At 69.5% G+C, this 26106-nt stretch carries 19 protein-coding genes and 1 pseudogene; 11 read left to right on the top strand and 9 right to left on the bottom strand.

All coding sequences use genetic code 11. The features are described 5' to 3' along the window. Positions 1–16 precede the first annotated feature (16 nt). A complete protein-coding gene (locus HUA76_RS43375) occupies positions 17–787 on the top strand; it encodes a type III pantothenate kinase (protein ID WP_141648083.1) in 771 nt (256 codons plus the stop codon). Further along, entirely contained in the window at positions 784–1926 is a 1143-nt protein-coding gene (locus HUA76_RS43370; RefSeq protein WP_174464243.1) for a hypothetical protein, read from the top strand. The genes HUA76_RS43375 and HUA76_RS43370 overlap by 4 nt, the downstream gene beginning before the upstream one ends. An 84-nt stretch (positions 1927–2010) precedes the next feature. Here HUA76_RS43370 and HUA76_RS43365 read toward each other — a convergent pair whose 3' ends face one another. From HUA76_RS43365 to ald, 4 genes are all read right to left on the bottom strand, one after another. Next, complete coding sequence (locus tag HUA76_RS43365; protein WP_174464242.1) at positions 2011–3777, bottom strand: response regulator; 1767 nt, start codon at positions 3775–3777, stop codon at positions 2011–2013. A 212-nt stretch (positions 3778–3989) separates the two neighbouring features. After that, the gene (locus tag HUA76_RS43360) at positions 3990–4871 is read right to left on the bottom strand and encodes an anti-sigma factor (protein WP_141648078.1); all 882 of its coding nucleotides are present in this window, start codon (positions 4869–4871) and stop codon (positions 3990–3992) included. Positions 4872–4894: 23 nt separating this feature from the next. Beyond that, on the bottom strand, positions 4895–5536 hold the full coding sequence (locus HUA76_RS43355) for a sigma-70 family RNA polymerase sigma factor (RefSeq protein WP_174464241.1): 642 nt from the start codon (positions 5534–5536) through the stop codon (positions 4895–4897). A 244-nt stretch (positions 5537–5780) separates the two neighbouring features. Continuing rightward, complete coding sequence (ald, locus tag HUA76_RS43350) at positions 5781–6905, bottom strand: alanine dehydrogenase (RefSeq protein ID WP_174464240.1); 1125 nt, start codon at positions 6903–6905, stop codon at positions 5781–5783. A 200-nt stretch (positions 6906–7105) separates the two neighbouring features. Here ald and HUA76_RS43345 point away from each other — a divergent pair, with 200 nt between their 5' ends. Continuing rightward, positions 7106–8407, top strand: coding sequence for a radical SAM protein (locus tag HUA76_RS43345; protein WP_174456659.1), 1302 nt, complete (start codon positions 7106–7108; stop codon positions 8405–8407). A gap of 115 nt (positions 8408–8522) precedes the next feature. Here HUA76_RS43345 and HUA76_RS43340 read toward each other — a convergent pair. Next, positions 8523–9400 (bottom strand): annotated as a pseudogene (locus tag HUA76_RS43340) (response regulator). Between the two features lie 170 nt (positions 9401–9570). Here HUA76_RS43340 and HUA76_RS43335 point away from each other — a divergent pair. From HUA76_RS43335 to HUA76_RS43310, 6 genes are read left to right on the top strand one after another with little or no spacing between them, the layout of a single operon-like run. After that, positions 9571–10053, top strand: coding sequence for a chemotaxis protein CheW (locus HUA76_RS43335; RefSeq protein WP_141649264.1), 483 nt, complete (start codon positions 9571–9573; stop codon positions 10051–10053). Continuing rightward, positions 10050–10436, top strand: coding sequence for a Frizzy aggregation protein FrzB (locus HUA76_RS43330; RefSeq protein WP_141649263.1), 387 nt, complete (start codon positions 10050–10052; stop codon positions 10434–10436). Before HUA76_RS43335 ends, HUA76_RS43330 begins: the two co-directional genes overlap by 4 nt. Positions 10437–10441: 5 nt before the next feature. Next, complete coding sequence (locus HUA76_RS43325) at positions 10442–11689, top strand: methyl-accepting chemotaxis protein (protein ID WP_141649262.1); 1248 nt, start codon at positions 10442–10444, stop codon at positions 11687–11689. A 39-nt stretch (positions 11690–11728) separates the two neighbouring features. Then, a complete protein-coding gene (locus tag HUA76_RS43320; protein ID WP_174456658.1) occupies positions 11729–13987 on the top strand; it encodes a hybrid sensor histidine kinase/response regulator in 2259 nt (752 codons plus the stop codon). A 34-nt stretch (positions 13988–14021) separates the two neighbouring features. Then, positions 14022–15020 carry a chemotaxis protein CheB gene (locus HUA76_RS43315; RefSeq protein WP_174456859.1) on the top strand — a complete coding sequence of 333 codons (999 nt, stop codon included), beginning with the start codon at positions 14022–14024 and terminating at the stop codon, positions 15018–15020. After that, complete coding sequence (locus HUA76_RS43310) at positions 15014–16807, top strand: CheR family methyltransferase (RefSeq protein ID WP_174464239.1); 1794 nt, start codon at positions 15014–15016, stop codon at positions 16805–16807. Before HUA76_RS43315 ends, HUA76_RS43310 begins: the two co-directional genes overlap by 7 nt. A 12-nt stretch (positions 16808–16819) precedes the next feature. Here HUA76_RS43310 and HUA76_RS43305 read toward each other — a convergent pair whose 3' ends face one another. Together HUA76_RS43305 and HUA76_RS43300 are read right to left on the bottom strand one after the other, a co-directional pair. Further along, the gene (locus HUA76_RS43305; RefSeq protein ID WP_141647258.1) at positions 16820–17140 is read right to left on the bottom strand and encodes a polyhydroxyalkanoic acid system family protein; all 321 of its coding nucleotides are present in this window, start codon (positions 17138–17140) and stop codon (positions 16820–16822) included. 104 nt (positions 17141–17244) lie between these two features. After that, the gene (locus tag HUA76_RS43300) at positions 17245–18711 is read right to left on the bottom strand and encodes a deoxyribodipyrimidine photo-lyase (RefSeq protein WP_174464262.1); all 1467 of its coding nucleotides are present in this window, start codon (positions 18709–18711) and stop codon (positions 17245–17247) included. Between the two features lie 192 nt (positions 18712–18903). Here HUA76_RS43300 and HUA76_RS43295 point away from each other — a divergent pair, with 192 nt between their 5' ends. Both HUA76_RS43295 and HUA76_RS43290 read left to right on the top strand, forming a co-directional pair. Continuing rightward, a complete protein-coding gene (locus HUA76_RS43295; RefSeq protein WP_246137641.1) occupies positions 18904–20139 on the top strand; it encodes a hypothetical protein in 1236 nt (411 codons plus the stop codon). 67 nt (positions 20140–20206) lie between these two features. Beyond that, the gene (locus tag HUA76_RS43290; RefSeq protein WP_174464238.1) at positions 20207–21352 is read left to right on the top strand and encodes a DUF1015 family protein; all 1146 of its coding nucleotides are present in this window, start codon (positions 20207–20209) and stop codon (positions 21350–21352) included. Positions 21353–21512: 160 nt separating this feature from the next. Here the strand turns inward: HUA76_RS43290 and HUA76_RS43285 are convergent, their stop codons facing one another. After that, entirely contained in the window at positions 21513–24761 is a 3249-nt protein-coding gene (locus HUA76_RS43285) for a fused MFS/spermidine synthase (protein ID WP_174464261.1), read from the bottom strand. A gap of 172 nt (positions 24762–24933) precedes the next feature. Then, a complete protein-coding gene (locus HUA76_RS43280) occupies positions 24934–26106 on the bottom strand; it encodes a hypothetical protein (protein ID WP_254614877.1) in 1173 nt (390 codons plus the stop codon).

Here is a 26106-nt window from a genome sequence, read left to right as displayed (position 1 = left end):
TAGAGTGCGGGCCGTGATTCTCCTGGCCATCGACGTGGGTAACACCAACACCGTCCTCGGCGTGTTCGACGGCCGCAAGCTGCTCGACCACTGGCGCGTGGAGACGAGCACCCGGCGCACCTCGGACGAGTACGGCATCCTGGTGCGCCAGCTCTTCTCCCACAGCGGCATCGACGCGACGAAGGTCGGCGCGGTGGCAGTGTCCAGCGTGGTGCCGCCGCTCCAGTTCAGCATGGAGAAGATGAGCGAGCGCTACTTCCGGATGCGGCCCATGTTCGTCGGGCCGGGCGTGAAGACGGGCATGCCCATCCTCTACGACAACCCCCGCGAGGTGGGCGCGGACCGCATCGTCAACGCGGTGGCCGCGTACGAGAAGCACCGCTCCGCCGTCATCGTCGTGGACTTCGGCACCGCCACGACGTTCGACGCGGTGTCGGCGCGGGGCGAGTACCTGGGCGGCTGCATCTGCCCCGGCATCAACATCTCCATGGAGGCCCTGTTCCAGAACGCCTCCAAGCTGCCGCGCGTGGAGTTCGCCCGGCCGCCGCACGTCATTGGCCGCAACACGGTGCACTCCATGCAGTCGGGCCTCGTGTACGGCTACGTCGGGCTGGTGGACGGCATCTGCGCGCGCATGCAGGCCGACCTGGGCCAGCCCGTGAAGGTCGTCGCCACCGGGGGCCTGGCTCCCCTGGTGGCCAGTGAATCCAAGGCCATCCACGAAGTGGACGAGCTCCTCACGCTCGAGGGCCTTCGCATCATCTACGGAAGGAACCACGCGACATGACCACCGCCGCCCCCAGCAGCATCCCAGCACCGCCTCCGGGCTGCCCCTTCAACGCGGAGTTCCTGCCGCCCAACCTGCGCAAGCACGTGGACCCTGCCGCGCCGGTGCCGCTGCGGATGATGGCCGCCAAGTCGCTGGTTCCGCTCAGCCCGTCGGACATGCTGGGCGCGTTGTTCATGCTGACGTTCGACCCGGACGAGGCCGTGCGGGAGACGGCGGCGAAGACGTCCGCGGGCCTTCCGGACAGGATTCTCGGCTCCGCGCTGCGCGACGAGGAGGTGCAGCCGCAGGTGCTGGGCTTCTTCCTGGGCCTCCTGAAGGAGAAGGCCGCCTACGCGGAGATGCTCATCCTCAACGCCAGCACGCCCGACGACGCCGTCGCGGTGGTGGCGCGCGACTGTGGCGCGAAGCTGGCGGAGATCATCGGCCAGAACCAGCTTCGCTTGCTTCGTCACGAGGACATCCTGCGAGGCCTCTGCTCCAACGCGCAGGCGCAGGTGTCGCTCATCGACAGCGTCTGTGACTTCGCCGTGCGCAGTGGCCTGGTGCTGGCGGACGTGCCGCAGATGAAGGCCGCGCGAGTGCGCCTGTTCGGCCCGGAGGCCGCCGAGGCTCCGCCGGACCCGGGCCCCACCGCGGATCAGCTCCTCCAGGAGATGGGGGGCGAGGTGGCGGACGAGAACGCCGCGCCGCTGGAGGAGGGCAAGCGGCTGACGCTGGCGCAGCGGCTGATGAAGATGTCCATCGCGGAGAAGATCAAGCTGGCGACGCTGGGCAACAAGGAAGCCCGCACGGCGCTCATCCGCGAGACGAACAAGCTGGTGGCCGTGGCCGTCGTCCGCAGCCCGCGCATCACCGACGGCGAGGTGCTGTCCTTCGCGGCCAACCGCGCGATGATGGATGACGTCCTGCGCGTCATCTACAACAACCGCGAGTGGACGAAGAACATGAAGGTGCGGCTGGCCCTGGTGAAGAACCCCAAGGTGCCGCTCACCGTCACCATGAAGTTCCTCAACTCGCTGCGCGACAACGAAATCAAGGACCTGAGCCGCGACAAGAACGTGCCCGCGGCGGTGCAGGCGTTCGCCAAGAAGCTCTTGGAGAAGAAGACCACGCCCAAGAAGACCGAGGACAAGTAGGCGCGGGGTGGGGGAGCCTTCCAGACGGGAGGCTCGACCCCCGAGGTTCAACCGCCCCGGGTGGTCCCGGGGCGTTCAGCTGCTTCAGGCCGCCGCTTCGTCGGCGTCGGCCACGGCGGAGGCGGGCTCCTCCAGGAGCTGCTGGGCGATGACGAGCGCCTTCTTCGTCTTCTCGCGCAGCTTCTCGTCGTTCTTGATGCGCGCGTAGAGCTTCGTCACGCGCTCCTCGTTGCGGACCGCGGTGGCCTCCAGCTCGGAGATGCGCTTGCGCAGCTCCTCCGCCTCGTCCGCCGCGCGGGTGCCCTGCTCGGACAGCTCGGACTGGGTCTGCTCCAACTGGCCCCGCAGCTCCTCGGCCTCGCGCTGCGCCGTGTCCACCTGGGCGCGAAGGCCCTCGGCCTCCTCGTGCGCGGCCTGCACATCCGCCTCGAGCTGGCCGGTGCGGTTGCGCAGCTCTTCCAGCTCCGCGTTGAGTCCGGCGACCTGCGCGGCCTGCTGATCCAGCTCCTCCTGGACGGTGGCCAGCCTGGCGGTGGCGCCGCGTGCCTCGTCCTTGGAGGTGGCGAGCTGCTGGTCCACGCGCTTGCGCTCCGCGGCGAGCGTGTCCGCGCGCGTGGTGAGCGTCTTGATCTGCGCGTCGCGCCGGGCCATCTCCGACTCGGCCGTGCTGGACTTCTGCTCCAGCTCCAGGTGCTGGTCCTTCAGCTCGACGATCTCCTGGTCCTTCTGGTTCAGCTCCGTCTTCAGGCGCAGGATTTCCTTGTCGCGCTTGTTGACGGCGTCGCGCAGGGCGAAGGTGTCCTTGTCGTTCTTCCCGACGGACGCGCGCGCGGTCTCCAACTCGGTGGCCTTGCCTTCCAGCTCGGACTCCAGCTCACGCACCCGGTCCTCGGCCTGCGCGGCCACGCCACGCGAGTCCTCGAGCGACGCCTGGAGCTCGGCGACCTTCGCGCGCAGGTTGCGCAGCTCGACGGCGTCGGCGGCGGACGTGACGGGGGCGGCCGGAGTGGCGGCCACGGGCGGAGTGGTGGGGCGGAAAGGCGCGGGCGGCGGGGTGCGCGCGGGAGGCGGGGTGGCGGGCCGGGCCGGCTCGATGACCCTCAGCGGGGGCGGCGGCGCGGCGGCGGGGACGGGCATGAAGCCCACCACCGTCTTCTCCGAGTCATCCAGCGCGTCCAGGGCGTCATCCGCGTCCGAGCCGAGCGAGTCCAGGGTGGAGAAGTCCTCCTCCACGCCCTCCACGACGGCGTCGGGAGGCGCCTCGACGGGCTCCTCCTCCACGAGCGCGGCGGGCTCCGGCTCGGGCGAGGACATGTCGTTGAAGGCCGCGTCCAGGTCCAGCTCCTCGCCGGCGACAGCGGGCTCCTCTTCGCCCGTGTCCACGGAGATCTCCTCGCCGAAGTCCGCCGTCATCGGCTCATCGCCGAGCGCGTCCAGGGTGAGGCTCTCGTCCACGACGTCCTCGGAGACGGGCAGCTCCGGGAAGCCAATCAGCGCACCCACGCGGTCCGTGAGGAGCTGCGCGTCCACCGGCATGGCCACGTACTCGTCCGCGTGCGCCTTCAGCTTGCGGTGCTGCGCGAAACCATCCGGGTTGCCGATGATGACGATGGGGACGTTCTTGAGGTCATCGTCCTTCTTCAGCTTGCCGCAGATGAGGTAGCCGTTCTGCCCGGCGGACAGCTCCACGGCCAGCACGACGAGGTCGGGCCGGTCCCGGCGAATCTGCTCCACGCTGCCCTTGCCGTCGGCGGTGTCGTCCACCGTGAAGCCCCGTCCTTCCAGGACGGGCCGCAGGGTGGCGGCGAGGGCGGTGTCGCTCTTTTCGACGATCAGGATTTTCTTGGACATGTAGGAACGGCCCGACCTGGGTGCGGCGCGCGCGGGCGCCACGAGTGACGGTGGCACGCGAGGAAAGAAGTGCCATCGAGGCTATCGGCCATGTCAGGGACCGTCAAATGTTCGGGCCGCACGGAATTCCGCTCGCCGGGCAGCCGGGCGGCCGCTTCCAGCGCGACTCACGTGAGGCGCTTCGAACACGAGGGGATGCCGCGCGCTTCTGCTCAGGGATACGAAGCGGGCTCGGCGGAGACGGCGGGACGGGAGCGCTGGGGCCGCGGGAGTGTTTGATACGAGTAATTCCCGTCAGCGGATTCGAGCGTCCGAGGCGTGCTCGCCACCGTGGTGCCGTGCTCGCGCTCATCCAGCATGCGGAGGATGTCGCGCTCGTCCATGTCGGTGACCATCTCGTAGACGATTTCGTGGTCCCGCCAGGTGACGATGTTGAAGCCTTGCGCGGAGTCGACTTCCACCGCGGGCAGCGCCTGGGGCCGGGGGCCGTCCTCGTCGGGGAGGACGAAGACGCCCAGCCGGCGCGTGGGCTCGCCGTCGTCGGGGAGCGTCTCGTAACTGATGTACGCGACTTCCCGGCCGTTGAGGATGGAGATGCGGCCACCCAGGGGCTTCGCCTTGGGGAGCTGGGGAAGGGCGACGCGTGCGTCCACCTTGCCCTTGAACCAGGTCTCCAACTGCTCGGGCGCGGACGAGGCGATTTCAAACGGAAGTCCGCGCGAGTGGCGCTTGATGATCTCTTCCCGGGCCTGCCGCTGCCGCTGCCCGGCTTGATACGTGGACCAGCCCCCCGTCACCGTCACCACCACCAGCGCGACGGCGCCCGCGCGCAACCAGACGCCGTACTGGGCGCGACGGTGTTCCTGGTGGAGCCCCCGGGCGATACCCGCGCGCAGGGAGTCCGGCGCTCGCATCTGCTTCACGGAGTGACGGGCGGCCCTGCGAAGGGCCAACTGCATGTTCCGCTCATCCTCGACGCGCCCCTGGCAAGCGGCGCACGTGGTGAGGTGGGATTCGAGGTCGACCCGCTCCTCCGGCTGAAATTCGCCGTCGAGATACGGGTACAGAAGCCGTTCGAGTTCCTGGCAGTTCATGGGCGCGCGGTAGGAACCTGTTTCTACCCCGTCTTCTTCCTTTGACGATACTCTTCGAGGTTCGCCGGCGTATCGGTGCCATCGCCCTCGTGTCGGAAGACACCCTGGCCCACCGCGTACTCGCGCAGCGTCTTCTGCAGGAGCTTGCGGCCGCGGAACAGCCGGCTCATCACCGTGCCCACGGGGCACTCGAGAATCTCGGCGATCTCCTTGTAGGAGAACTCCTGCAGGTCCGCGAGGATGACCACCAGTCGGAAGTCGATGGGCAACGAGTCGATGGCGCGCAGCACGTCGTCCGACAGGAGCCTGTCGAAGAAGTACTGCTCCGGGTTGGCCGCGAAGTCCGTCGCGTCCCGGCTGACGAAGCGCTCATGGACCGCCTCGCGCTCCACGCCCTCCACCACCGTGCGCTCCTTCACCTTCCGCCGGTAGCGGTTGATGAACGTGTTGGTGAGGATCTTGAAGAGCCAGGCCTTGATGTTGGTGCCCCGCTCGAACTTGTCGAAGAACCGGTAGGCCCGCATGCAGGTGTCCTGAACCAGGTCCTCTGCATCCCTTTCGTTCTTCGTCAGGCGCAGGGCCGCCGAGTACAGCGGGTCCAGGTGGGCCAGCGCCAGTTCCTCGAATTCCTGCTTCGTCCGGTTGGGTTGTCTGAAATCCAACATGTCCCGCCTTCCAAAGGCCCGAAACAATTGGGGAATGAGTTGTCGCCTGCCCATCAATGTATGCATGGGAACAGAAGTCGCAACAACGGCTTCCCAGTCACACCCGCCCGTCCGGTCGCTTCGGGTACGCCAGACTCCGGACGGGGCACTTTATTCCCCACTTTCAATAACGAAGGGGAGACGGGATGTCGCCATCCGCGCCTCCCCTCCGGGTGGGGCCCTGACTGTCAGGCCGCTCTACAGGCTACTTGCCGCTGATCGCGTCCAGGATGGGGCGGTAGTCGTACCCCAGGTCCTTGGCGACGGCCTCGTAGGTGACGTGGCCGTTGTAGGTGTTCATCGCACGCGCGAGGGCGCGGTCGGCCTTCACGGCCTCCACCAGGCCCAGGTCGGCGATCTTCCGCGAGTAGGGGCGGGTGGTGTTGGTGAGGGCGTAGGTGGACGTCTGGGGCACCGCGCCGGGCATGTTGGCGACGCAGTAGTGGACGACGCCGTGCACGACGAACGTGGGGTTGTCGTGGGTGGTGGGCTTGCACGTTTCAATGCAGCCGCCCTGGTCCACGGCGACGTCGACGACGACCGCGCCGGGGGTCATCTCGGAGATGAGGGCCTCGGAGACGAGCTTGGGGGCCTTGCCGCCGGGGATGAGGACCGCGCCGACGACGAGGTCCGCCTCGCGCACGGACGTCGCGATGCTCTCCGTGTCGGAGGCCAGCACGCTGACGCGGCCGAGGAACACGTCATCCAGGTAGGTGAGGCGCTCCAGGTTGACGTCGAGGATGGTGACCTCGGCGCCCATGCCCACCGCCACCTTGGCGGCGCACAGACCGACGACGCCGCCGCCGATGATGGTGACGCGACCGCGGCGCACGCCGGGCACGCCGCCCAGCAGGATGCCCTTGCCGCCGTGGGCCTTCTCCAGCGAGGCCGCGCCGACCTGGATGGCCATCTTTCCGGCCACCTCGCTCATGGGCTTGAGCAGCGGCAGGCTGCCGTCATCCAACTGCAGCGTCTCGTACGCGACGGCCGCCGCCTTCTTCTTCACCAGCGTCTTGGTCAGCTCCGGGTCCACGCCGGCCAGGTGGAAGTACGTGTAGATGATCTGCCCGGGCTGGATGCGCTCGTACTCCGGCGCGATGGGCTCCTTCACCTTGACGATCATCTCCGCGCGCTTCCACACCTCGTCCGCGCTGGCGATGAGCTGCGCGCCGACGCGCTGGTACTCCGAGTCGGGGATGCCTGAGCCGACGCCGGCGTTCGTTTCGACCAACACCGTGTGGCCCGCGCTCGTGAGCGCGCGCACGCCCGCAGGCACCATGCCGACGCGGTACTCACGGGTTTTGATCTCCTTGGGAACTCCGACGATCACGACTGCCTCCGAAAGGGACTGAAAAAGCGCGCGGACCCTAACGAGCCCTCCCGAGGGAATCAAGGCATCCGCCGAAGCCGGACACATGTCACCGGTGAGCCTTTGTTACCTCGGAGGGATGACGCGTGGCGTTGAATGCAACGCGTCTCATCGCGCTTCGACGTCGAAAGAGAAGGGGGGCTGGTGGTAGTTAGCGTCACATGACGTCCGCGCCCAAGCTGCTGTTCGCCGACCCCAAGGGGAAGGTGATGGAGCACCCCTACCTGCTGGCCACGCTGCGCAGCGGCGAGGAACTCGTTCCTCCGCAGGACAAGCCCATCCCCCTGCCGTCCGCCGGGCGGCTGGTCCACCTGCCGGGCAGGCTCCCCGTGGGCCAGGACCCCCGGACGGGGGAGCTGGAGCTGGTGCGGGAGATCAACGTGGGCGGCAAGACGTTCACGCCCAACGCGGTGGGCGCGCTCCTGCCGCCGGGCTACACGCGCACGTTCTTGCCGGGCGAGGTGAAGGGCAACGGGCCGGTGCTGCCGCAGTGGGCCTATACGGCGGCGGCGTGGGGCAAGGACGGACCGGTGGCGTGGGCCATCCACACGGACCGCCGCTCGCATTGGGATCCGGAGCGCTACTCGACGCCGGACATGAAGGCGCTGGTGGACAAGCACCTGGCGCGCTTCCCGGACAACCGCGTGCTCAAGCAGCTGAAGACGTGCGCGATGTTGTACCGGTGCTTCACGTCGCAGAACACCTTCTATGTCCGCGACGAGGCGGCCATCCCCGCGTCTGTCATGTGCAACGCGCGCTGCGTGGGCTGCATCTCCGACCAGCCGGCGGGCGGCCCACCCGCGTCGCACGAGCGGATGGATGACGGCCCCACCGCCGAGGAGATGGGCGCCATTGGCCTGTTCCATCTGGAGAACGCGCCCGGCCGCACCATGGTGAGCTTTGGCCAGGGCTGCGAGGGCGAGCCGCTCACGCGCTGGAAGCAGATCGCGGAGTCCATCCGCTACATGCGCGCGCGCACGGACAAGGGCTCCATCAACATCAACACCAACGCGAGCCTCACGCGCGGCCTGGAGGCCCTGCTCGACGCGGGACTGGACGCGGTGCGCGTGTCGCTCAACGCGGCGTCGAAGGGGCTGTACGAGGCCTATTACAAGCCGGTGAAGTACGGCTGGGAGGACGTCGAGGCGTCGATTGCCCTCGCGCGCGAGCGCGGCGCGTACCTGGCGCTCAACCTGCTCCTGTTCCCCGGCGTCACCGACCGCGAGGGCGAGGTGAAGGCCCTGGAGCGACTGGTGAAGAAGTACAAGGTGGACCAGGTGCAGACGCGCTCGCTGGCCATCGACCCGCTCCAGTACCTGGATGCGGCGCGGGACGTGGGCGCGGGCGGAGAGCCGGTGGGCATCCGCGAGCTGCTCCAGCGCCTGAAGGCAGCGCGGCCGGGGCTCATCATCGGCAACTTCGCGCGCGGGCTGGAAGAGCGGGAGAACGCCGCGGGACGGTGAAGCCCGGAGCTCGCCGAACGGGACGGGACGGGCCCGCGTGAGGCGGGCCCGTGTGTCTCCTGGCGGGCTTCGTCGAGAACGGACGCGCGCGGGCCGGGTGGGGCCCTCGTGTCGGCTACTCGCCGCCGCCAGGCGGCATCAGCTCCTTGGCGACCAGGTTCCCCATGACGGCATCCTTGGGGATGTAGCCATCGGCGCCGGCCTCACGACAGATGCGCTGGAGCTCCTCGACGTTTTCGCCGGAGCACAAGAGCACCTTGATGCCCTTGAAATGCCCTTGAAGAGGCTGTTGCTCTTGATGAAGCGGCAGAACTGCTCGCCGTTCACGTTGGGCATCCGCACGTCCAGCAGCACCAGGTCCGGACGCGTCTGCTTCTTGAGGATGATCTTCGTGGCCTTGTCGGCGGTGTCCGCGACATGGACCTCGAAGCCCTTCGCCACCAGATCCGCCTCGATGATTCGGGCGGTCATCTCGCTGTCGTCGACAATGAGGATGCGCGGCTTGCGCCCACCGGTGCTGGGGGCGGCCTTGAGCCCCGTCGAGGCGACAGGGGCGGCGGCCGGGGCGGCTGCCTGGGGGGCATCCGACGTGGCCGGGGAAGGGGGGACGGCGGCGGGGACGCCCAGGGCCGGAGCCCCGATGAGCCCCATCACTCCTCCGAGCACGGCCTCCAGGCCACCGCTCTTGAGGATGTAGCCGTCCGCGCCGGACGCCTTCGTCTTGCCGGCCAGCTCCGCTTCCGAGATGTCGGAGTAGAGGACCAGCTTCGCGGTGACTTTCTTCTGACGCCGCAGGTATTCGACGACATCGTCGCCAAACATCTCCGGCATGTTCACGTCCATGAGGATGAGCGCGAACGGTCCCTCGGTGAGCTTCTGGTCGAGGCTCGCCAGGTCCTGGGCCCCGCTCGCCTGGTAGCCGGCGGCGGTGAGGGCCCGAACGGTGAGCTCCACCAGCATCGGGCTGTCATCAATGACCAGTACGCGCGACATCGTCCTCCTCAAAGGATTCAGGGTGCAACCCTACACCTTTGGTTCAGCGCGGACCATCGAAACGGCGAGCGGCCGGCCTCCATGCGACCTCCCCTTGACCGGTTTTCGTCCCCTCCGGATACTCCGACGCCTTGACCACGACCTCGACTCCCCTCCAGCGAGCACTCCGGATGGCTCCGGACCGTGCCGTGGCCGCTCAGGCCCGGCCGGAGCAGGAGTTCTTTTGCTTCCGGGTGGGAGACCTGCGGTTCGGGGTGCCCAGCGAGAACGTCCTCGAGGTGTTCCGCGCCGGGCTGCTCACCCCCCTGCCCAGGACTCCTTCCTTCATCATGGGCGTCACCGGCCATCGCGGTGAGGTCCTCCCCGTCGTCGACCTCTTGCGCTTCCTCTCCAAGGGAGAGGCGCGCATCGGTCCCCGCACCCGCCTGTTCATCGGCGTCACCGGCAGCATCGTCGCCGGGGTCGTCGCGGACACGGTGCTGGGCCTGCGCCGCATCCCGGTCTCCGACATCCTCCCTCCGCCGCTCGGAGGAGACGCCGCCGCGGAGCATCTGCTCGGCGTGGTGCAGGGCAGCACCACCCAGGACGGCATCAACCTGCTCAACTTCCACAAGCTGCTGCAGACGGCCCGGCAGCGCGCGGTGGCTCGATGAACGACGAGTCACTCGTGGAGGAGAAGGTCGAAGAGGTGGACATCCTCTTCTTCGAGATTGGCAGTGGGACTTTCGGCACGGACGCGTCGCAGGTGCTGCGCATCGACCGCTCGTTGCCGGAGGACATCACCCTGCCGGAGCTGGGGCGCCTCTCCCGAGGCCACCGCGCGCTCGTGTTCGACACCCCGGAAGGAGAAGGCCACCTGAAGGTGGACACCGTCCGGGGCGTGCGCCCCATCCCCGTGACGCAGCTTCGCCGCATGCCCCCCACCGCGGGCGCGGCCTCTTATGCCGTCGGTGTGTGCCTGGAAGAAGCCCGCACCGTTTTGCTGATTGACCTGGTGGAGACCGCCAGGACCCAAGATTCTCAAGGAAGGCACTGACCGCAATGTCCCTGGACACCCCCAACGAGAAGCCCGCGTCCAAGGCCCGCTCCGCGCGCAAGGCCCCCGCCAACAAGGCGAGTGCCGCCGCGCCGCCGGCGCCCCTCAAGGCCTTCACCGACACGCTGTTGACGGTGCTGGCCGGCAACCTCCAGGCCCGCGTCCCCAAGGAGCTGGTGGGCGAGGGCGGCGAGGAGATGGCCCACCTGCTCAACCAGGTGCTGGACAACTTCGCCAGCTCCGAGCACCGCAAGCACGTGGCGGCGCAGGAGATCGATCAGGCGCTCGACGCGCTCATCAGCCTGGTGCGCGAAGGCGACCTGTCCCGGTGGAACACCACCACCGAGGACCCCCAGCTCGGGCCCCTGCTGGAGGGCTTCGGCAAGGTCATTGAAACGCTGCGCACCTTCGTGCGGGAGATCAACGAGGCGGCGCTGCGGCTGTCCTCGTCCGCCAACCAGGTGCTGGCGGCGTCCACCCAGCACGAGACGTCCTCCACGGAGCAGGCGGCGGCCATCCACGAGACGACCGCCACCATGGAGGAGCTCAAGCACGCCTCCGCGCAGATCGCCGAGAACGCCGGCAGCGTGGCGCGCGTGGCGGAAGAGACGCTCGGCGCGGCGCGCGCGGGCCGTGGCGCCATCGGTGAGTTCATCCAGGCCATGCAGCAGATCCGCAGCGACGGCGTCGCCGTGGCGGACTCCATCGCGAAGCTGTCCAAGCGCGTGGAGCGCATCGGCACGGTGGTGGAGGTCATCGACGAGATCGCCGACCGCTCCGACCTGCTCGCGCTGAACGCGGCGCTGGAAGGCAGCCGCGCGGGCGAGGCGGGCAAGGGCTTCTCCATCGTCGCGGCGGAGATGCGCCGGCTGGCGGAGAACGTCCTGGACTCCACCAAGGAGATCAAGAACCTCATCACGGAGATTCGCGAGGCCACCGCGGCCGCCGCGGGCGCCGCCGAAGCGTCCAAGTCCGCCACCGAGTCTGGTGAGAAGCTGGGCGCCGTCGCGGCCCAGGCCGTGGAAGGCATCCTCGCCGGCGTGCAGGAGACGAGCGACGCGGCCCGCGTCATCAACCTCGCCACCCAGCAGCAGCGCACGGCCACCGAGCAGGTGGTGGCGTCCATGGCGGAGATTGAAGATGTGACGCGTCAGACGACCCAGGCGTCGAAGCAGGCGACGGGGGCGGCGGCGGAGCTCACTCAGCTGGCCGCACGGCTGGCGGAGCTCATCAAGCGCTTCAAGGCCGACTAGCTCTTTTGGGAAGGGGAGGGTGCGCAGCGCTCACCGCCCATGGATACCGAGGCACTCAAGAAATCCCTCCTGAAGAAGTTCCAGGAGGTCACCGCCGACCGCCTCCAGAAAATCCAACTGGGTGTGTTGGACCTGGAGAAGGAGACCGCGGATCAGGCCGCGGACGACGTCGCGCGCGAGCTGCACACGATGAAGGGAGAGGCCCGCATGCTGGGCCTCGCCGCCATCGGTCAGCTCGCTCACGCGGCGGAGGACGTCCTGCGCGCCGAGCGCGAGGGACGCACGGCCACGGAGATCGCCACGGACGTCATGCTCCGTGCCTGCGATGTCCTGTCCGATCTCATCGAGGACATGTCCGGTGCGAACACCGGCACGTCCGCGAGCGAGGACATCGTGCGTGCGATGGCGGAGGTGTCCGGCCAGGCCGCGCCCGCCATTCATGTCGCGAAGCCCAAGCCGCCTCCGGTGGCGGCGCCCGTTGTCGCCGCGCCGCCCTCCGTGGCGGCTCCCCGGCCGGCGCCCGTGGAAGCTCCGGCCGTGGCGCACCCTCCGGCCCGTGGTGGGGAGGAGGAGGCTCCGAGCGCGGCGAAGTCGGCCATCGCCGACCGCACGATTCGGGTGAACGTGGAGGTGCTGGACTCGCTGGGCCTGCTCGCGGGTGACCTGCTCGTGGAGAGCGCCCGGGGTCGGCTGCGCAGCTCGGAGACGGAGGCGCTGTTCGAGCGCTTCAGCCGCCTGGGGGATCGTTTCCTGCGGCTGGCCGAGCAGGTGGAGATTCCCAACGAAGTGCGCATGGTGTTGGACCGCGTGGAGAGCGACCTCCACATGCTGCGCGACGATGCGTTCCGCTTCGTGCGGCGCAACGACGACGGCATCAACATCCTGCACGGCAACCTGTCGAAGATGGCGGACCACGTGGCGGAGGCCCGCCTGGTGCCGCTGTCCACGGTGTTCGACGCCTTCCCGCGCGCGGTGCGGGACATGGCGCGCACGCAGACGAAGGAAGTGGACCTGCTCATCGAGAACGCCGACATCGGCGTGGACCGGTCCATGCTGGCCGACGTGCGCGACGCGCTGGTGCACCTCCTGCGCAACGCCGTGGACCACGGCCTGGAGTCGCCGGACACGCGCCAGCAGCTCGGTAAGCCGCTCACGGGCCGTGTCCGCATCCGCGTGCGCGTGGATGGCGACATGCTCCACATCGAGGTGGAGGACGACGGGCGCGGCATTGACCCGGAGCGCCTGCGCCAGGTGGCCGTCAACAAGCGCCTCATCAACGCGGTGCAGGCCGCCGCGCTGTCGGAGCGAGAGGCCATCGAGCTCATCTTCCGTCCCGGTTTCTCCACCCGCGAGCAGGTCAGCGAGCTGTCCGGCCGCGGCGTGGGCATGGACGTGGTGAAGCGCAAGGTGGAGACGCTCGGCGGTTCGGTGGGCGTCAACAGCCGCATCGGCCGTGGCACCACCATCACCCTGCGGCTGCCCCAGTCGCTCGCCTTGATGAAGGTGCTGCTGGTGCGCCTGGGCGACGACGTCTACGGCATGCCCGCCGCCGACGTCGAGGCGGTGATGCGCGTCAAGCCGGATGACCGTCTGGAGATCTTCGGCACCCTCGCGGTGCGGCACCGGGGCAAGCCCACGGCGCTCGTGGCGCTGGGGCCGCTGCTCGGCCTCAACGGTGGCAACCGGTTCGACCGGCCCCCCGCCGTCGTCGTGCGCCATGGCGAGGACCACGCGGCCCTCGTGGTGGACGGCTTCGTGGACGAGCGCGAAGTGGCCGTGAAGCCCTGCGGCGGCGAGTTCCTCAAGGGCGCGCCCTTCATCGCCGGCACCGCCGCGCTGGAGGACGGCCGCATCGCCGTGCTGCTGCATGTCCCCGACATCATGACGGAGGTGCGCCGCATGGCGCGGCCCGTCACCCAGGCGCCAGCGGCCAAGCGGCTCCGGGTGCTGCTCGTGGACGACTCTCCCATTGCCCGCGCGACGGAAGGCGCGCTCGTCAAGGCGCTGGGCCACATGGTGGAGGAGGCCCAGGATGGCGAGGAGGCCTACGGGAAGGTGCAGAACAACAGCTACGACCTCATCCTCACCGACGTGCAGATGCCGAAGATGGACGGCTTCTCGCTCGCGCGGCGGCTGAAGTCGACGCCCGCCGTGGCGCGCATCCCCGTCATCATCCTGTCGTCACTCGCCTCGCCCGAGGACAAGCGGCGCGGCCTGGACGCGGGCGCGGATGCCTATCTCGTCAAGGGAGAGCTGGGCGTGGAAGTGCTCGCGCAGGCGATTGACCGGCTGACCTGAGGAGCGACGTTTGGGTGGCACGGCCGCGGCGGGGATGGCGTTCAGGGTGCTCATGGTGGGCAAGGGGCTGCGCGCGCTCGCGGCCCGTGGCCTGTTCGACGGCGAGTCGCTCGTCCCGGTGGGGCCCGCCGAAATCGACTTCCCTGGCGCCCTCGTCGCCGTGCAGCGCCACTTCCCGGACGTGCTGCTGGTGGACCTCACCGGCCTGGAGGCCCTGGAGGCCATCGAGCAGGTGATGGCGGGGCGGCCGGTGCCCGTCCTCGCGCTGCATCCGGGCGCGCTGTCCGGCCAGGAGGCGTTCCAGGCCATGGCCCTGGGGGCCTTGGACGTGGTGGAGCGCCCCGCCATCCCCGGCGCGGACTTCTGGGCCCATATCGCGCGCAAGCTGGTGCTGCTGGCCCAGGTGAAGGCCGTGCGCCAGACGCGCTCCTCCGCGAAGCTGCCCAAGGAGGACCTGCCTCCGCCGCCCTTCCCCCTGGTGGCCATCGCCGCGTCCCTGGGCGGTCCGAAGGCCGTTGCACAGGTACTGCGGAAGATTCCACGAGACTTTCCCGCGCCCATCGCCTACTGCCAGCACATCAGCGAGGGTTTCACGGAGGGCCTCGCGCACTGGCTGACGATGGAGACGGCGCTGGGAGTGACAGAGGCGGAGCACGGCATGGTGATGGTGCCGGGGACGGTCTACATCGCACCGTCGGGCAGTCATCTGTTGGTGCGACCCGAGGGCCGGCTGGAGCTGGACTCGGGACCCGCGCTTCGGGGCTTCCGGCCTTCGTGTGACATGCTGCTCACTTCGGCGGCGGAGGCCTTCGGCTCGAGCTGTGTCGGAGTCATCCTGACGGGGATGGGGCGGGACGGAGCGCGGGGGATGAAGGAGATCCGGGAGCGGGGAGGGCGGACCATCGCTCAGGATGAAGGGACGTCCGCGGTATGGGGCATGCCTCGCGAGGCGGTGCTGCTCGGGGCGGCGCAGGAAGTGCTGCCGCTGGAGCGAATTGGCCCCACGTTGGTGCAGTGGGTGGATGCGTGCTGAACGTGAGCAACAAAGTGCTTCAGCAGCTCGCGGCGCTCCTCTTGGAGCGCGCGGGGCTGAAGATTACCCCGGATGGGTTCCACAGCTTGAGGTTGGCGCTGTCCACCCGCATGCCCGCGCTGGGCGTGGAGGAGCCGGAGCGCTACCTCCAGCGACTGACGGGAGCCGGGGGCGAGGAGGAGTTGCGCTCGCTCTTGCCGCTGGTGACGGTGGGGCACACGGAGTTCTTCCGCGACGGCAAGCAGTTCCGCGCGCTGGAGAAGAGCGTGCTGCCGGACCTGCTGGCGCGCGCGCGGCGGGAGATGCGCAAGGTGTCCGTCTGGTCCGCGGGCTGCGCGACGGGCGAGGAGCCCTACAGCGTGGCCATGGTGCTGGCGGAGCTGGGGGCGCTGTCCGCCGAGGTGGACCTGTGGGCCACGGACTTGAACCTGGCCGCGGTGGAGGCCGCGCGGCAGGGGCGCTTCTCCCTGCGACGGAGCATCAGCATCCAGCCGGAGCGCCTGGGCCGGTTCTTCCGTCCCGTCGAGGATGGCCACGAGGCGCTGCCCGCGCTGCGTGAGTACATCCGCTTCGACGGGCAGAACCTGGCCGTGCCCGTCTTCGACAAGGTCGCGCTGAACTCGCTGGACCTCATCCTCTGCCGCAACGTCATCATCTACTTCGATCTGCCCACCATCCGCGGGCTGATGGACCGGTTCCTCAGCGCGCTGCGGCCCGGTGGGCTGCTCTTCCTCGGGTACTCGGAGAGCCTCTTCAAGGTCTATGACCGCTTCGAGATGATCGAAGTGGACGGCGCCTTCGTGTACCGGCGCCCGCCGAGCGACAAGGGCTACCGCCCGCCGCCCCTGCGCATCCATCCGTATCCCGGCACCGCGGAGCAGTCCCAGCGCGCCCCGGAACCGGAGCCGTTTTCCCCGGCCGTGTACGCGCGGCCGCCCGTGGAAGGGGCCTTCGGCGCCCGTCCTCGCAACGCGGCGGAGGCTTCTTCGGTCCGGGGGGCCAGCGCACTCTCCGGGTCCTTTCCCGCCGTGGGGCCGCTGCCCGCCGCCTCGCCCGTGCCGGGGATTTCCTCCGCGTCGACCCCGTCGTCGTCGACGACGTCGCGGGTCAATGACCTGGGCCGTCCGCGCATCACCGTGGAGCTGCCCGCGGTGGGGACCTCGGACGCCGCTCGCACGCGCCCCACCGTGGAGCTGCCCGCGGTGTCCGCGCCCGCGCGCACCGTCACCGGAGAGCTGCCGGTGCCCTCCGCGTGGCCCAAGCTGCTGCCTCCCGCGGAGCGGCTGGCCATGGCCGTGCGGAAGATGACGCTGGGGGATTTCCCGGCCGCCATCTCCGGCGTTCAGCGGCTGCTGGTGGACGAGCCCAGCGACCTGGACGCGCTGTTGACGCTGGGCAACCTCTTCTCGCTCACCGGGCGCATTCCCGAGGCGCGCGAGGCCTTCGCCCAGGCCATCCTGCGCGAGCCGCTGTGCGTGGAGGCCCGCGTGTTTGGCGGGGTGGCGGCGCTGCAGGCCGGGGAGCTGAAGGAGGCGCGCTCGGAGCTGGCCAAGGCGCTGTTCCTGGAGCCCACGCTGGCCATCGGCCACTACCTGCTGGCCCAGGTGCAGGAGCGCAGCCACGAGTCGGAGGCGGCGCGTCGCAGCTACCGCAACGCGATTGCCCAGCTGCGCTTCCCGCAGCGCACGCTGGCGGGGCACTACCCGGAGATGCCCGACTCGGCGGAGGCCATCTCCCGCGCGGCGCGCTACGCCCTCGCCGCGCTGGAGGAACAGCCTCCGCACTGAAGCCCGGCGCCCTTAGTCCAGGGTGCTCTTCACCTGCTCCAGCGACTTGCTCGGGTCCAGCACGGACCCGAACTTCTTCTGGAGGTAGGACTTGGCCTGACCGCGCAGCAGCATGCCGGGGTCCGTGCCCTCGCCCTCGACGGCCTTGTCGGTGATCTTGAAGGACGCGTCCAACTGGATGCCCATCACCTTGCCGACAATCTTGGCGCCCTCGCCCTGCCAGTCCGCCTTCACCCCGTACTTGCCACCCCAGTACTGAAGGAGCTGCTCCACGCGCTTCTTCACTTCGTCCTTCGGAAGGGAGTGGGGAATATCGAACTTCATCATGCCCATGGCGCGGCTCCTGGCGTCGTTGTCCCACCTTTGCGTTTAGTGGCGGTGAGACGGGAAGGGAACCGCCGTGTCACTTTTGGACGCGCGGATGTCAACAGCCTTGCTCACCGGTCCGCCACGCGCCGGGCGCGCTTGAGCTTCACCGGCGGGTCCCCGGGCCGTCCCCAGCGCGCCATATAGGGCGCCAGGTCATACTTTTCCGCGGTGCGTGGCGAACTCATGGGCCGCACCTTCCCCAGCACCTTGCGCTCCTGGAAGGGCCTGTCATGCAGCCCCAGGACCCACATGAAGTTGGCCACGCTCGCGGGGTCTCTGCCGTCCACCGCGTATTTGTCGTTCAGGTGGGCGATGCGCTGAAGGCCCTCGTCCGGTGTGCGGCTCCACTCCAGGATTTTCTTGCCCCACAGCATGCGCAGGTAGTTGTGGATGCGGCCCCGCTCCACCAGCTCGCGCTGCGCCGCGTTCCACAGGCCATCCGCCGTGCTCGCGTGCTCCAACTGCTCCAGCGAGTAAAGGTGCTCCCGCGCGTCCTTCTGGTGTGTGGACAGCGTCTCTCGCGCCCAGCCTGGTAAGGACTCCACGGAGAGCTGCTTCGCCTCAGGCGTGTGGAAGCAGAAGTTGAAGCCCAGCTCGCGCCGCACCAGCAGCTCCTCCAGGAAGCCGCGCACGTTCGGGTCGTCGGTGCCGCGCGCGCGGATGGCGGCGCGGGCCGCCTCGCCCGGGAAGAGGTTGCCCCAGTGGAAGAAGGGGGACAGGCCGGACTGGCGCGCGAGGCCCGGGTCATTGCGTCCGGCGTCGTAGCCCTCCAGGTTCTCGTGCAGGAAGGCGTCGAGCGCCTTGAGGCCCGCCTTGCGCCCTCCGCGCTCCGCGAGCGGTGTCACGGCGTGGTCGATGTGGAAGCTCGCCAGGGACAGACGGGCCTCGCGCGCGTCCGCCACGTCGAAGTCCGGTGACAGCTTGCGCCCCGCGGCCGCGGCCTCGAGGTGGCGCGAGCGCAGCGTGCGGCCCAGGTACTCCGGCCACAGCTTCTGCAGCTTCGGCCGCAGGGTGTACGCGCCGGCCTGGAGCGTGGGGATGCGCTGCATGGGCACCACGCAGGAGGCATCCACCGCGAACAGCGGCACGTGGAGCGCCTTGGCCGCGCCGCGCAGGTGCCCGGGGATGATGTACGTGGGGAAGAAGTCCGTCACCACGGCGGCGGCGCGCTTGCCCAATTCCGCCAGGCGCGGGTGGTGCTCACGTGCATGGCGCGGCAGCTCCACCCAGTACGGCAGCCCGCGCGACGCGAAGGCCGAGGTCAGGTCCGCCATGCCTTCCAGTGCCCAGGCGTGGAGCCGGTCCGAGGCGTGGGGATAGTCCGGGCGCAGCGCGTGATACACGACGACGGGCAGGTGCAGGTGGTTGCCCAGTGCGATGGCCGTGTCGAGCGCGTGGTTCTCCTCGGCGCGATGGTTCACCATGCACCAGTACAAGACGAAGTCTCGACTGGCGTCGGGCAGAGGCACGTCCTTGACGACGAGAATGCGCGCGGAGTCGACGTCGAGCTCGGACCACGAAAACCCGATGGGCATGATGCGCAGGGATGCCCGACCGCCATCCGCGTCGCGAAAGAATTGAAGCACGCGCGGAGGAATGCCGTGCTCATGACGGTTCCACCCACCTGGGGCGCTTCCGTCGTGGCGAGTGGGCCCAGGTGGATGCAAAAAACACCACGGGGGCGTGGGTTGTGGTCTTGTGGCGGACGGACCCAAGGAGTTGCTTGCGTGTCACTTCTGAGAAACTGGATCTGCCTTCCCGCCGTCCTCGCGCTCGTGCTCGCTTCGCCCGAGGCCGCGCGCGCACAGACGGGCTCCTCGTATCCGTACACGGAGCCGTCCCAGGCGCAGCCCTCGTACCCCTCACAGCAAGCCGCGCCCTCGGAGCCGTCGTCCCCTCCATCCACGGAGCAACAGCCCGGGGACTCCGCGGCCGGCCAGCCCGGGTATGGGCAGCCCATCTCCGCGCAGCAGGAGCAGGCCTCCCCACCGGACGAAGGCAATGTCCCCACGCGGGATGCGCCGCTGGCCCAGGAGCCGGACTCGTCGCGCACCTCGCCCCTGGCGCCGGTGACGCAGGATGGCCTGCGTCCCACCCTGTCCCCGGCGTCGACGCCCGTTCAGGCCGACTACGTGGACAGTGGCGCCGTGCTGGACGGCCGCCAGCGTCTGGGGCCCTTCCTGTCGGGCCCGGGCAGCTTCAAGTTCATCGCCCACCACACCACGCTGGGCGCGCTGGGTGGCTTCTTCACGCAGGCGTTCGCCAATGACTTCAGCTTCGACCAGAGCTCGCGCGAGGCGATGCTGGCCGGCACGCTGATTGGCGCGGGTCTGGGTTTCGGTGCCTCCGCGTGGTGGCAATTCAACAATTGGGTGGACCGGCCGATGTCGACCTTTGGCATGGGCAACTCCGTGGTGGGCGGCATGTTCATGGCCGGCTTCATGGACCTCTTCACCCAGGACCCGGGGGTGCTGACCTGGTCGGCGTTCCTCGGCGCGGAGCTGGGCGCGTGGCTCACCGCGGGGCTCGGGGGCGGACAGCTTCCGCTCAACGACGGCCTGCTGATGGCCTCCGGCGCGGGCTGGGGCGCGGCCTATGCGGCGCTGCTGCTGGCCGTCATCCACTTCTCGGGGACGGACATCTCCTCGAAGACGTGGCGAGACACGCTGCTCTTGGCGCCCGGTATCGGCGCGGGCGCGCTGGCGCTGGCCACCATGCGGTATGACCCGACGCCGTCGCAGATTCTCCGAGCGGACCTCTTCGGCGCGGGCGTGGGCGCGGCGGTGCTGCTCATCTCCGGCCTGGTGCTGGGCGGGTTCGACCAGTCCACGCCGTATGTGCTGTCCTTCCTCGGCTCGGCGGGCGCCATCACCACGGTGAGCCTGCTGTGGGAGGAGAGCGTGGACCGCTCGTCGCTGAAGTCGTCGGCGAAGGACCGGCCGTACCGCAACGTCTGGTGGTAGACGGGCCCCCAGGCGAGCGAGCGGGCGCCGTGGCAACGCGAGGTGGCAGACACCACCTTCCGTCGACATGGCGCGCGTCCATCCCTTCACGGCCCTGCTGACCCCGCTGGCTCGAACCCTCGAGCCCAGCGGCTACGTGCCGCGCAGCAACGCGGTGCCCCAGCCCTCCCACGTCCGGCCCCTCCTGGAGGCCGCCAACCCTTCCGCGGAGCTGCGCCGACAGCGCGAGTCCGGCATCCTGTTGCGCGACGCCCGGCCCGCCCTGTACCTGGTGGAGGTCCACAGCCAGGCGGGCAAGCTGGGAGGCCCTCCGGTGCGCTATCTCCTGTGCGCGCTGCGCCAGGACGCGGGGACGCCGCTGGAGTTCGACCCGTATCGCCCCCGCTCCTGGGAGGCCGAGCCGGCAGTCACGCTCACCGCGGATGACCATGGCGTGTTCCGAGGACTGCTCGCCGAGGCAAGCGAGCGCTCCGTCCTCGTGTGGGAAGGCGAGTTTGACGGCCGCACCCTCGCGCTGCGCCGCATCGAGCCTTCCCCTGTGTCCAAGCGCATCCAGGCCGTGTTGGACGAGGCGCCCATGCGCCCGCTCACCGCGCTGGCGGAGAGCGGGCCGACGTTGGCCGCCGTGGTCCCCCTGTCGGACCCGGGACTGGAGCTGCTGCCCATCCACCGCGCGCTCAAGGGCGTGGCGACCTTCAAGGAAGAGACCTTCCTCACGCTGGTGACGGCGTACGCGCGCGTGTACGAGCTGGATGAGCCGCTCGACACGCCTCGGGGCCTGGTGGCCGCGCGCGAGCGGCTCGCGACGCTGATCTCCGGCCACCACGCGGTGCTGCTGGTGCTGCCCGGGGGACGGGGGCGCATCCTCCGCTTCCGACAGGGGCTGGACTTGGCCCATTTGAAGGGCGCGCCTCGCAACCCGACGCTGCGCAGCCTGGACCTGGCGCTGCTCAACGCGCTGGTGCTGCGGACGGTGCTGGGCATCCAGGACCCCGAGGCGGCGGGACATCCCCACGTCTTCCCGGTGCAGGGATTGGAGTCCCTGGTGAAGGGGGTGGAGTCGGGGACGTTCCAGGCGGGCTTCGCGCTCAATCCGCCGCCGATCTGGGAGGTGCGCGCGGTGATGGAGGCGCAGGCTACGCTGCCGTCGCGGACCCTGCGGGTGGACCCGCTCCCACCCGCCGGCCTCCTGTTCCTCGACACCGACACCTAGCTTCGCGTGAGGGGGTTGACGCCAGGCGGCGCGAACGCCTTCACGCCCGAAGTGCTGTCGATGGTGGTGTGAAGCGCCGGCGCACGCGGCGCGCCAGGGAAGGCCGGGTGAGGCATCCCTGGACGCGCGGCTGGGCGCCTGGTGTTTCAGGCCACCTGCCTTACGGCGCGGACTCGCCCGCCTGGGGCGGAGTGGGAGGTGCCGACTCCGTGGGCGTCTGGGCCTCCGGAAGCTGGACGGCCTCGAGCATGAACACCGAGGGAGCCTGGGCGAGCAGTCGCGCCAGGTCGGCCGCGGCCACCGCCGCCAGGGGATGCCCGTGGTGCGCGTAGCAGCGGCGTCGATCATCAAGTTGCCTGCTGTCCCAGATGGTCAGCGGTTCGATGGGCGCGAGCACCTCGATGCACAACCCCAGCCAGTCCAGGACCTGCGCCAATTCCACACGGGTCTCCTCTCGCGCCACCGTCAGGGCCTCCGCCGCGAAGGGCTTGGCGAGGACGTCGAAGAGCCGCTTGCCCAGGGCCTTGTCGGCGCGAGCGATGCCGACGAGCTGGGGGATGATGTCGGCCACGATTTCCGGCGCCGGCCACGGGTCGTCTCGCATGGCGATGAAGCCGCGCTCGAACAGGGTGGTGGCCTCTTCCAACCGTTTCTGGCGCAGGTGCACCATTCCCTCCAGCATGTCCGCCTCCACCGGCAACCTGGCTCTCAGGGGGGCGGTGTACTTCAATGCCTCTTCGTCACCCGCGGCGGCGAGGACCCTGGCGAGGGCCAACTGCTCGCGAGGGCCGATGGGCTCCCAGCGCGCCTGCTGCCAACGCGCGCGAGCGATGGGGAGCTGGTTCCGGGTGTACGCGTCGATGAAGGGCGCGCGCGCCTTCACGGAGGCACTGCTGGACTCGGCGCGGGAGAGCGGGGTGCTGGTCCAGGCGCGGTGCAGCCCCACGCGCTCCCAGTTCACTTCGCCGACAACCTGTGGGCGGCCGGTCCCCAGGTTGTGTGTCGTCTTCCAGAAGAAGAGCATCGAGAAGCCCGCATCGCGTCCGAGGCTGCGCGCGAAGGCGAACTCCATGAAGGACACGTCATCCGTGTTGATGAGGGCCTGGCTTGCCTCCGCCACGCGCGTGGTGAAGGCCGGAGTGGCCACGTAGCGCGCGAGCACGCCTTCGACCTCGTCCGTGCGCCAGGTGGCGCGTAGCGCGGTGCGATAGGGCTCCTCGGCGATGCGGGCGCGCAGCCGCGCGATGTCGTGCACCATCGGCTTGCGGGTCGCCACGAGCAGCAGGTCACCGGAGTGAACCTGCCAGGTCTCCACGGCCTCGAACTCCGAGGCCAGCGTCGCATAGGCGCTCTGCACCGTGAGGGCGTCCACTTCGTACGCCTGGAGCCACTGGACGAAGATGCCGCCCTCCGCCATGCGCTCCTTCACGGCTTGATAGAAATCACGCGTGAAGAGGCTGGAGATGCCCGCGCGATAGGGATTGGAGGGCTCCGAGAAGATGATGTCGTAGCGCTGCCGGGTGGTTAGCAGCACCTCTCGTGCATCGGCGATGACCGTGTGGACCTTCGGGTTGTCCATCACGTTCGAGTTGACCGCATGGCACCGCCGGGCGACCTCGAGGATGGCGGGCTCGATCTCCACCACGTCCACCCGCTCCATGTTGGGAATGGCGCCCAACCAGCCCGCCGTGCTGCCGGTGCCCAGGCCAATGACGAGCGAGTTCTTCGCGTCCGCGTGAAGCAGGGCGCCGAGCAACCCGCTCATCACCTGCGTGGGGGCGTCTCCAATGGCGTTGCCGTCCACCTTGCCGTTGACGATGAAGGAGAGGCCATTCGCGGAGTTGAGCGCGACGCTGCTTTCGACGCCGTCCTTCTCCCAGACGATGCCGCGGGCCTTTTCGCGCACCCAGGCATCGATGTGGTTGATGGTCGGGTCCTTGAGCCCGGAGCGACCCGCGCCGACGCTGCCATGCCGCCACGCCGCGGTGGGGCCGTGGGCCGTCAGCAGCACGAGCGCGAGCGCGGCCACGGAGATGGGTATCCACAGGCCCGCTCGCAGTCGCTCGATGCGCAGCGAGAGCGTGGCCGAGGCGAGCCCCAGCACGGCGAGGATGCCCGCGACGAGCTGCCACGTCACCGGCGCCGTCAGGAGGGGAATCACGCCGAAGCCACCCGCGAGCGAGCCGACGATCGAGCCCACCGTGTTCCAGGCGTAGACCTGACCCACCTGCTTGCCCACGTCGTGACTTCCCTTGCCCACGAGCGCGAGGAGCAACGGGAACTGGATGCCGGAGACGAACGCGGCGGGAAGGATGACCACCGCGCCCACCAGCGCCCAGCCCATCATCATCCCACCGAAGCCGATGCCTCCCAGAGGGCGCAGCAGCGCGGCGACGACTGCCAGGCGATCTCCCATCGCGAAGGGCAGGGCGATGAACAGCGCCTCCGCCGCGCAGGTGAGGGCGAACCCGGACAGCGTGGCGGGGCGGTGACGGAAGACGATGGAGTAGGTCGCGCCACCCAGGCCGATGCCCAGGAGCGCCATCGCGAGGATGAGGCCGAAGGTGAAGGTCGTCCCGCCGAGAATCGGGCCGAGCATCCGGTACCACACCAGCTCCATCAGCAGGAACGCGAAGCCGACCAGCATCGCGGACACGAGCGCGAACTGGGGCGCGTAGCGCGTGGCGGAGAGGGGAACCGTGAGCGGTGCGGCAGGGCTCGCGGCCACGGGGGCGACGACCTCGGTCGACGGGGCCTCCGACTTCGGGGGCGCGGTGCCCTCGGCGGGCTCCATCGACCGGCTCACGCTGCGCGCGGTGATGGCGACGGCGGCATTGAGGAGGCAGGCGATCCACAGGGTGGTGCGGTTGCCGTAGACCTCCAGCAGGAAGAAGGTGGAGAGCGCCGCGCCGGTGACGGCGCCGAGCGTGTTCACGCCGTAGAGGACGGCGAGGTGGCGGCGGGCCGGGTCCTCATCCGACTGGACCGCGCGAGCCGCGGCCGGAAGCGTTCCGCCCATCAGCACCGTGGGCACGGCCAGCACGAGCGCGGAGAGCACCAGCCGGACCACCGTGCCCCCCGCGATGCCGAGGATGGTGGTGCCGCCGACGCCGATGTACACCGCGCGCGCCAGCTCGACGAGGAAGGGGCTCAGGGCCGCGGTGCCGGCGATGAGCAACTCCAGGTTGGCGTAGAAGTTCAGGGGACGCGGCTGCCGGTCCGCGCGAGCGCCGAGGAGGACTCCCCCCAGGCCGAGGCCCGCCATGAAGATGGCCAGGACGGCCGCCGACGCCGCCGTACTGGCGCCGAAGATGAGACGAAACTCCCGCAGCCAGACCGTCTGGTAGACAAGGGCGCACAGGCCCGAGCCAAACAGCAGCGGGGCCACCCTCGACACACGCGAAATCATCAAGCGGTTCTCTCGTCGGACTGGGCTGCCTCGAGAAGTGAGGCAGGCCGGGCGCGGCGAAGTGTCGCAGAGATCACAGCGGCTTGGCCACAATGCCCGACCCCTCGTCCGCTCGGGGAGCATCCGCTCGGTGGCTCCGAGGAGGGGAGGAGGCCCGACGTGAGCGGCCTGACTACCTCGCGGGCGCCGGGGCCTGCTCGACCCCCGCCTGGGTTCCCGTTTCGGGGGCGCGGCCCCCTTCGGCGGCCCGACGCTCCTCGCGACAGAAGGCCAGGCGCTCCTGGATGACGGCCAGGGGGACGGCCATCTCCAGCGTGAAGGAGTCTCCGTCGGGCTTCACCTTGGCGAAGTCGAGCAGTTGGGCCAGGTCCTTGTCCTCACCCGCCTGGGCCTTGATGCGCGCGAGCGAGAGCGCGGCGCCCAGGGACTTGCCCAGGTCCGTCACGTCGTCGGCGCTCGGGCCCTTCACCTCCGCCACCAGCGCCACGTCCGAGCTGGCGTCCAGGTGCAACTCCACGTTCTGCGCCACGTCGCGCAGCCGCTGGGCCAGCGCGGCCTGCTCCGGAGGAAACAGCCGGGCGATCATCTCCACGGAGAGCACGCCGTACATCTCGCCATACGTGCTGCTCTCGGAGATGGCGGGGGGCTCGTCCGGCCCGCGCCCCTCCACGCGGTCGATGGCCGCCTTCACCTCGTCCGGCGACTTGCCCACCACGAGCAGTTGGTTGTTCCACGTCGCGATGGCGGACGTGTCCCGCCGCTTCATGGTGGTGCCGTCCGGGTTCGTGACGCTGGACTCGCCCGCCTCGTACACCCGCGCGCCCTCGCCGTAGTCGGCGGACACGCGCTCGCCCAGCAAGTCCTTGAACCGCGCGTTCTCGAAGTTGCCCGACAGCATCATCCCCTCATCCGTGACGACGAGCCGGTCCAGGTCCTGGAGCGGGTCCACGCCGCTCTTCTGGCGGAACTCCTCCAACTGCTTGCCGCCGTCCCGCATCAGGCAGTCCAGCAGCAGCCCGCCGATGGGCGAGTGCCTCAGGGCGTTCGCCTCGATGATGACCGCCGTCTTGCCCGGTCCACGAGGCAGCGCCGCGAGGAGCGGGTCCCTGGGACGCGAGGGCTCGGCCGCCGTCCCCGAGTCCGTCGGTGCCAGCGTCGGAAGCACCTGGGTCCTCCGGCGCTCCGCGCGCTCGCGGTCCGGCGCGCGCATCCGTCGGGGAAAGTCCACCTCGAGGGCCGCGGGCCCTTTCTCTTCGCCCTGGCCCAGGAACATCAGCAGCGCGGCCACGACGAACAGCAGCGCCGCCATCACCAACCACACCCGCCGCTTCTGGCGCTTCTCCAT

Source organism: Myxococcus sp. CA056 (assembly GCF_013336715.1).
Taxonomy (GTDB): Bacteria; Myxococcota; Myxococcia; order Myxococcales; family Myxococcaceae; genus Myxococcus; species Myxococcus llanfairpwllgwyngyllgogerychwyrndrobwllllantysiliogogogochensis.
The sequence above is the reverse complement of the archived record's forward strand: the minus strand, read 5'-3'. Positions and strand labels throughout refer to the sequence as shown.